The 7,035-nt window shown below is 67.7% G+C and carries 9 protein-coding genes; 7 read left to right on the top strand and 2 right to left on the bottom strand.

The features are described from left to right. Both HY703_09970 and HY703_09965 read right to left on the bottom strand, forming a co-directional pair. The coding region (locus HY703_09970) for a nitrate reductase subunit alpha (GenBank protein ID MBI4545511.1) at nucleotides 1–1,083 on the bottom strand (1,083 nt) is incomplete at its 3' end. Between the two features lie 5 nt (nucleotides 1,084–1,088). Then, the gene (locus HY703_09965) at nucleotides 1,089–1,661 is read right to left on the bottom strand and encodes a c-type cytochrome (protein MBI4545510.1); all 573 of its coding nucleotides are present in this window, start codon (nucleotides 1,659–1,661) and stop codon (nucleotides 1,089–1,091) included. A gap of 531 nt (nucleotides 1,662–2,192) precedes the next feature. Here HY703_09965 and HY703_09960 point away from each other — a divergent pair. From HY703_09960 to HY703_09930, 7 genes are all read left to right on the top strand, one after another. Further along, a complete protein-coding gene (locus tag HY703_09960; GenBank protein MBI4545509.1) occupies nucleotides 2,193–3,542 on the top strand; it encodes an Nramp family divalent metal transporter in 1,350 nt (449 codons plus the stop codon). 4 nt (nucleotides 3,543–3,546) lie between these two features. Next, entirely contained in the window at nucleotides 3,547–4,512 is a 966-nt protein-coding gene (locus tag HY703_09955; protein ID MBI4545508.1) for a universal stress protein, read from the top strand. A 282-nt stretch (nucleotides 4,513–4,794) separates the two neighbouring features. Beyond that, nucleotides 4,795–5,085 (top strand): nucleotidyltransferase family protein, encoded by a 291-nt coding sequence (locus HY703_09950; protein ID MBI4545507.1) that lies wholly within the window; start codon nucleotides 4,795–4,797, stop codon nucleotides 5,083–5,085. A 19-nt stretch (nucleotides 5,086–5,104) separates the two neighbouring features. Further along, complete coding sequence (locus tag HY703_09945; GenBank protein MBI4545506.1) at nucleotides 5,105–5,230, top strand: DUF86 domain-containing protein; 126 nt, start codon at nucleotides 5,105–5,107, stop codon at nucleotides 5,228–5,230. Between the two features lie 90 nt (nucleotides 5,231–5,320). Continuing rightward, nucleotides 5,321–6,181 (top strand): methyltransferase domain-containing protein, encoded by an 861-nt coding sequence (locus HY703_09940; GenBank protein MBI4545505.1) that lies wholly within the window; start codon nucleotides 5,321–5,323, stop codon nucleotides 6,179–6,181. A gap of 223 nt (nucleotides 6,182–6,404) precedes the next feature. Next, nucleotides 6,405–6,749, top strand: coding sequence for a hypothetical protein (locus tag HY703_09935; protein MBI4545504.1), 345 nt, complete (start codon nucleotides 6,405–6,407; stop codon nucleotides 6,747–6,749). 19 nt (nucleotides 6,750–6,768) lie between these two features. Continuing rightward, on the top strand, nucleotides 6,769–7,035 hold a 267-nt coding region (locus HY703_09930), incomplete at its 3' end, for an ISAzo13 family transposase (GenBank protein ID MBI4545503.1).

Raw genomic sequence — 7,035 nt, 5'->3', positions numbered from 1 at the left:
GTCGTAGACCAGCAGCTTCCAGTCGCCGTTCTCGACCTCGCGGTAGCGCTCGACGCGGTTGGCGCGCAGCAGCCGCCCGGGGCGGTAGCCGTCCCCGTCCTTCTCGAGCACCACGAGGAACGGGCCGTCGGTGTAGCGCTTGAGGTAGTCCACGAAGTAGGGCACCTGGCGGTCGGCGTGGAACTCTTTCAGGATCACGTGGTCCACGGCCAGCCAGAGCGCCGTGTCCTGGCCTGCCCGCACGGGGATCCACCAGTCCGCGTACTTGGCCACCTGGCTGAAGTCCGGGGCCAGCACCACGAACTTGGCCCCCTCGTGCCGCGCCTCCGAGATGAAGTGCACGTCGGGCGTCCGGGTCATGTTCAGGTTGGCGCCCATGGCCACGATGTACTTCGAGTTGAACCAGTCGGCGCTCTCGCAGACGTCCGTCTGGTCGCCCCAGACCTCCGGAAAGGCGTTGGGCAGGTCGGCGTACCAGTCGTAGAAGCTCATGTTGACGCCGCCCAAGAGCTGGAGGAAACGCGAGCCGGCGGCGTAGGACAGGTAGGACATGGCCGGGATGGGCGAGAAGCCGAAGATGCGGTCCGGACCCCACCGCTTAGCCGTGTAGAGGCAGGCGGCAGCGACGATCTCCAGCACCTCATCCCAGTTGGAGCGGCGGAAGCCGCCCTTGCCGCGGGCTCTCTGGAAGCGAGCACGCTTCGCTTCGTCCTCGACGATAGAGCCCCAGGCCTGCACCGGATCCCCATGCTCGGCCCTGGCCGCCCGCCACAAGTCCAGCAGCGCGCCCCGCGCGTAGGGATACTTCACGCGGATGGGGCTGGAGACGTACCAGGAGGCGGAGAGGCCGCGCTGGCAGCCACGCGGCTCGTAGGGCGGGAGACCCGGCTCGAGCAGGGGATAATCGGTCTGCTGCATCTCCCAGGTGATGATCCCGTCCTTCACGTAGACGGCCCACGAGCAGCCGCCCGTGCAGTTCACGCCGTGCGTGCTGCGCACCACGTTGTCGTGCTGCCAGCGGTTACGGTAGAATTCCTCCCAGCGCCGCGCCTGCGGCTTCACCAGATCCTGGATCCAGCCCATCTCGCTCACCTCGCCTTGAGGAGCGGCTTCCGTACGCCGCGCAGGCGCCCGCGCCAGGGAACTTGCACGAGTCCCAGCAGAATCACGGCCCCGCCCAGCACCAGCCCGGTGAGCCGGACCACCACCGGCGCGGGGCGCTCCGCCGCCGTCTGGCGCAGAAAGGCCACCAGGTGGGCCTGCTCCTGCTCCGTGAGGGGACGCTCGCCGAAGATGGGGCGCATGGTCGGGAATGGCATACCGGCCAGGATTGCGGCGAGCCCCCCCTCACCGAACTTTTCGTAGGCCCTGGTCAGGTCCGGCCCCAGGGCGCCGCCGCCCAGGGCACCCACACCGCTGACGCTGTGACAGGCGCGACACGACGGCGCGCCGTTGCTCAAGCGCTTCGCACCCAGGAAGAGCGCCTTCCCCGTAAGCACGTCGCCGGCCGCGGCGGGCTGTACCTGCCTTGCACCGGGCGCCGGGCCGGCCCACAACCGTGCCGGCCGGACCGCCGCCCCCAGGAGCGGCACGCCGGTCAACAGCAGGATCCGCAGCGCTGCCGCGACACCACGGCCTGGCTTCACAATCCGCAAGCCCATGGGACAATCCTCGATCAGCGTCCGCCAGCCACACCCGCGCTGCCGCGCCGGTGCCAGCTTCTTGTGGCCGTCCCCGCCATTCAAGCTGCCTGGTGCTGATCGGCCCGCTGCAGGCCGAGCAGGTCCGCAATCCCTAAGGGAGAAACCTCATAAGCAGGTGACAAATAGCATGCCATGTGGGCGAGGCTCGGGGCTGCGCCCGCATCTGGTTCGGGTTGAAGCAGTTGCCGTCCGGGGATTTGGTAAGGCGGCCGGGGCTGGGAGCGTAGGCCGGGGTAGTTTGTCCCGCTGTTGGGTCAGTTTTTCCCGCTGGCCTGCCTTTCTGCGGGCCCGTCCCGCGCCTCCGATCCGCGTGGTTTGGCGTTGGCGTGTTTATGCCGCGGCCCAGCGCTGCGGCTGGCGCCCCGACGGGCACGCCCCTCGCGACACCCGGCCGCGCCTTGCGCCAGAGCGTTGAAACGGGGGTTTGGCTTGGGCGGCCCGCATGCGCCACGGGCGGACGGGGCCCCCCGGTTGGATCCGGGTAAGGGAATGCTCCTGCAATTTCTTCGACATCGGGTGGGGGAGCCTGTGGCCTCGGCCGTGGGGGGTGCAGCAGGCGCAGCGGAAAGCGGCGGGCCGCCAGCGCTGCCCCTGGTCTCGGTGCTGGAGGGGCGGGCGGGCAGGCTCACCCCCGGCCGGCTGCTGCCCTTTCTGGGGCCGGCCTTCGTGGCCAGCGTGGCCTACATGGACCCCGGCAACTTTGCCACCAACATCCAGGCCGGGGCGCAGTTCGGATTCCTGCTCCTCTGGGTGGTGGTGGCCAGCAACCTGATCGCCATGCTGGTCCAGGCGCTATCGGCCAAGCTGGGCATTGCCACGGGGCTCAACCTGGCCGAGGTGTGCCGGGAGCGGTTCCCCCGGCCGGTGACCCGGGGACTTTGGGTGATTGGCGAGCTGGTGGCCATGGCCACGGACCTGGCCGAGTTCCTGGGCGCGGCACTGGGGTTCAATCTGCTGCTGCATATCCCGCTCTTCTGGGCCGCACTAATCACCGGCATTGTCACCCTGCTCATCCTGGCGCTCGAGCGCTACGGGTTTCGACCGGTAGAGGCGGTGATCACGGCACTGGTGGGCGTGATTGCCGTGTGCTACCTGATCGAGACGGTGCTGGACCGGCCCGACTGGGGCGCAGTGGCGTACGGCGCCGTGGTTCCGCGCTTCTCCGGCGCCGAGAGCGTGCTCCTGGCCACGGGCATACTGGGCGCCACGGTGATGCCCCACGCGGTGCTGCTGCATTCGGCGCTGACGCAACGCCGCATCGTGCCGCGGACGGCGTTCCAGGCTCGGCGCCTCTTCCACTTCGAGGTCGCGGACGTTGTGCTGGCCATGGGTCTGGCGGGGCTGGTGAATGCCGCCATGCTGATCATGGCCGCCTCGACCTTCTACGAGCACGCCCTGACCCACATCGCCAGCATTGAAGAGGCGCATCGCACGCTGGCGCCGCTGCTGGGTCGGCTCTCGAGCACGGTGTTCGCCATCTCTCTCCTGGCCGCGGGCCTCTCCTCCTCCACGGTGGGAACCATGGCCGGGCAGGTGATCATGCAGGGATTTCTGCGCCGGCGGATCCCGATCTGGGTGCGCCGACTGGTGACCATGGTCCCGGCGCTGGTGGTGATTGGCCTGGGCCTCGATCCCACGCGCACGCTGGTGATCAGCCAGGTGGTGCTGAGCTTCGGGCTTCCCTTCGTGCTGGTCCCGCTGGTCCGCTTCACCAGCAGCCGGGAGCTCATGCAGGGGCTGGTGAACCGGCGTGTCACCACGGCCGCGGCCGCGGCGGCGACCGCGGTCGTCATCGGCCTCAACCTGTTCCTGCTCTATGGCGTGTTCACGGGAGGGTGAGCCCATGTTCCGCGCCTTGCTGCTCCCCCTGGACGGCTCTGCCCTGGCCGAGTCGGCGCTGCCCGTGGCCGCGACGCTGGCCCGCCGGCTGGGCGCGCGCGTCGACCTGCTGCACGTGCTCGAGCGCCACAGCCGGGGCACGGTTCACGGCCAGCCGCACCTCACTCAGCGGGCGGAGGCGGAAGGCTACCTGGAGACGGTGTTGCGCCGGCTGCTAGCCGAAGGTGTGTCGGCCAGGGCACTGCTCCGTACCGGCGACGCCGACCTGGGAGGCAGCATTGCCGCCTGCGCCGCCGAGCTGGGCTCGGACCTGATCGTGCTGTGCTCGCATGGCACCCGGGGGGTGCGGGGGCTCCTGTTCGGCCGGGTAGCGCAGCAGGTCCTGTGTCGAGGCAGCATTCCCGTCCTCCTGGTTCCCGCAGCGCGCCAGCCTCGGGAGCAGCCGTACAACTGCGGGCGCATCCTGGCACCATTGGACGGCAGCCGGGCGGCGGAGGCTGCGTTGCCGGCGAGCGCGCGACTGACCAGCGCCCTGGGTGCCGAGCTCCTGCTCGTGCGCGTGGTGCCCACGGTGGGCACCATACCCGGGGAGGAGGCAGTGGCTGCCCGGCTGATGCCCAGCGCGGCGGCCGCCCTGCTGGATGAGGAGGCGGCGGCAGCCGCCAAGTATCTGCAGGAAGTCAGCGCGCGGCTGCGAGCTGGGGGGCTGCCTGTCCAGGCGGTAGTCGGCCGGGGCGACCCCGCTCAGGGGCTCCTGGACGTCGCCGCCGGCCGGCAGGTGGACCTGGTCGCGCTGGCGACCCACGGCCGGGCCGGCGTGGCCGCCGTTTGGGCTGGCAGCGTAGTGGCCAAGCTGGTGGAGCGGAGTCGCCAGCCCATGCTGCTCATCCGCGCACCGGCCGCCGGGCCGACGGCGCTACCGGAACTGGTTTCCACCTTTCATCCTGACCCATCCAGCCCTGGCCGTTGACGGAAATCAACGCCAATTGCTGGGATACGCTTCCCGTACTGCGGCGCTGCCTCGCCCACTTCGCGTTTGACCCGGAGCGGCCCTTCTCGTCCTCCTCCTCGACCTCGACAAATTCATGCGCCACCCCGCCCAAGTGGTCCGTAACGGCCTTGGGGACCGAGCGAGCACGTGCATCGATCCGAAGATGCAGATCGTTAACCTCTGAGTGATAAGGGCAGCGACGGGGGCGGCCGCTGGAGCACAAGTACTTGACGCTGCAAGCCGTTGGAGAGAGGTTGGGGCATGGTCCAATTCGATGGGAAGCAACTCGCCGACATCTGTCGGCGCCATGACGTAAGGCGCCTCCGCATCTTCGGTTCGGCATCGCGCGGTGAGGAGGGTGCGGAGTCGGACATCGATCTGCTGGTGGATTTCGGTTCGCCGAAGGGATTCTTCGAGTTACTCCGTCTCGAGGATGAGCTCGAGGGCTTCTTCGGGCGCCCGGTCGACGTCGTCACCGAGCCGGGGCTGAGCCCGTACCTGCGGGAGCCCATCCTGGCCAGCGCCTCCGTCATCTTCGATGCCGCCGCCTGACGCGGTCTTCCTTGGTCACATGCTGAGCGCGATCGACCGGCTCTCCGAGCTGTTGGCAAGAACTGATCGCGACACGTTCCACCGGGACTGGGTGGTTCAGGATGCGGTCATCCGTGAACTCGAGGTGCTTGGGGAGGCCCCCTGACTTGCCGGGCGAAGCGCCGCGCCCTCGCGGCTGAAACACCTGACGTTGGGTCGCAAGGGCAATGTTCTCAGCTGGCATCATGAGTCCGTCATGACTGCTCGATCGGCAGACTCGTATGTGCATGGCTATTCTGCGCGAGAGGCTCAACGCTTAGGGGACCAGGCAGCCTCGGTCCGCGAGCTGATCCATCATGACACGGTCTACCCGGCCGGCGCTCGGGTTCTCGAGGTGGGGTGCGGCGTTGGCGCCCAGACCGAGACCGTCGCGCACCGGAGTCCCGAGAGCCACTTCATCTCATTCGACGTTGTGCAGGATTCAGTTCGTCAGGCTGCGGCGCGTGTTCACCGGAAGCGCCTCAGGAATGTCCAGCTTCTTGCGGCAGATCTGTTTGCGCTTCCGTTCCGCCCGGCCACCTTTGAGCACCTCTTTATCTCGTACGTTTTGGAACACATGACTGATCCGTTGCGCGCGCTGGTGGCCGCGAAGGGGGCGCTAACGCCGGCTGGGACCATCACCGTGGTGGAAGGCGATCACGGTTCCTGTTACTTCAGTCCACGACATCCCGCCGCGCAGCGGGCGTGGGAGTGTTTAATCCAGGTGCAGGCGGCGCTCGGTGGTGATTCCCTAGTTGGTCGTCGACTGTATCCGTTGTTGCACGCGGCGGGGTTCGAGGACGTAGCGGTGTCACCACGCATGATCTACGCGGATGCGAGTCATCCAGACCGGATGGATCGTTTTGTAGCGAAGACGATTGTGCCCATGGTCGAGGGTGTCGAGGCGCGAGCGTTGAGCGAGGGGCTCATGACGCGGGCGCAGTGGGATGCTGGTCTCGAGCACCTGCGGAGTATTGCGACCTCAGATAGTGGAACCTTCTGCTATACGTTTTTCAAGGCGACCGGGCGCAACCCGCGTGACGCGCAGCTTTGCGACCTAACCCGGCGATGGACCTGACGAAGGCGCTGCAGCCCTCGGCCGGCGCGGGCGCAACGAGGCAAGTCGAGACGAATCGACTGCGCGATGCCTTCCATGGACATCATGTGCTGGTCTTGCCGGACATGATGGAGGTCCTCGGAACGGGCGCCAAGATGACGGTCTTCCGAAGGCTGCGACAGCTGGACTACCGCGCCAGCTATTCCCACGCCGGAAGGTACTACACGCTGACCGAGGTCGGCCGGTGGAACGTCGACGTCTTGGGATCCTTGAAAGGCCGGAGGCCCGGGCCGCCACGCGCCCGCCGAGTGAGGTTCCGGGGCTGGATGAAACGCTGCATCAGTTCCTGGCCACGCTCAACGAGAGACAGCGCCGTCTGTACGCGGGCTTCGAGTCTCTGAAGCTCGGCAGGGGTGGCGATCAGATGGTCGCCGAGATCACCGGGCTCAACGTGAAGACGGTGGCCCGAGGCCGCCGACAGCTGGTCGCAGGCGACATCGATATCGATCGGGTGCGCGCTCCTGGAGCCGGCCGGCCCTCGGTAAAAAAAAACCGCCATCGTAGAGACACTGGAGGAGCTGCTGGCTGATGAGACTGCCGGCGATCCCATGACGGGCGTAAAGTGGTCACGCAAGAACCCCGGCACACTGAGTGACGAGCTGAAGGGTCGAGGGATCGAAGCCTCTCCCAATACGGTGGCGAACGTGATGTGCGCTCAGCGGTACTCCCTGCGAGTGAATCGCAAGAGCATCGCCGAAACCCGCCATCCCGACCGGGACCGGCAGTTCCGCTACCTCGCCACCGTCAAGCAGGACTTCCTGGAGCGGGGCCAGCCGGTGATCAGCAACGACAGCAAGAAGCGCGAACTGGTGGGC

This window comes from Gemmatimonadota bacterium (assembly GCA_016209965.1).
GTDB lineage: Bacteria > Gemmatimonadota > Gemmatimonadetes > Longimicrobiales > RSA9 > JACQVE01.
Note: the sequence above shows the minus strand (reverse complement) of the source record. Positions and strands in the feature narration are given on the sequence as shown.

Bases quoted from the DNA above. Each gene is read 5' to 3' on its own strand.
- HY703_09965 (MBI4545510.1), bottom strand. From the start codon at position 1,661: ATGGGCTTGCGGATTGTGAAGCCAGGCCGTGGTGTCGCGGCAGCGCTG.
- HY703_09960 (MBI4545509.1), top strand. From the start codon at position 2,193: ATGCTCCTGCAATTTCTTCGACATCGGGTGGGGGAGCCTGTGGCCTCG.
- HY703_09955 (MBI4545508.1), top strand. From the start codon at position 3,547: ATGTTCCGCGCCTTGCTGCTCCCCCTGGACGGCTCTGCCCTGGCCGAG.
- HY703_09950 (MBI4545507.1), top strand. From the start codon at position 4,795: ATGGTCCAATTCGATGGGAAGCAACTCGCCGACATCTGTCGGCGCCAT.
- HY703_09945 (MBI4545506.1), top strand. From the start codon at position 5,105: ATGCTGAGCGCGATCGACCGGCTCTCCGAGCTGTTGGCAAGAACTGAT.
- HY703_09940 (MBI4545505.1), top strand. From the start codon at position 5,321: ATGACTGCTCGATCGGCAGACTCGTATGTGCATGGCTATTCTGCGCGA.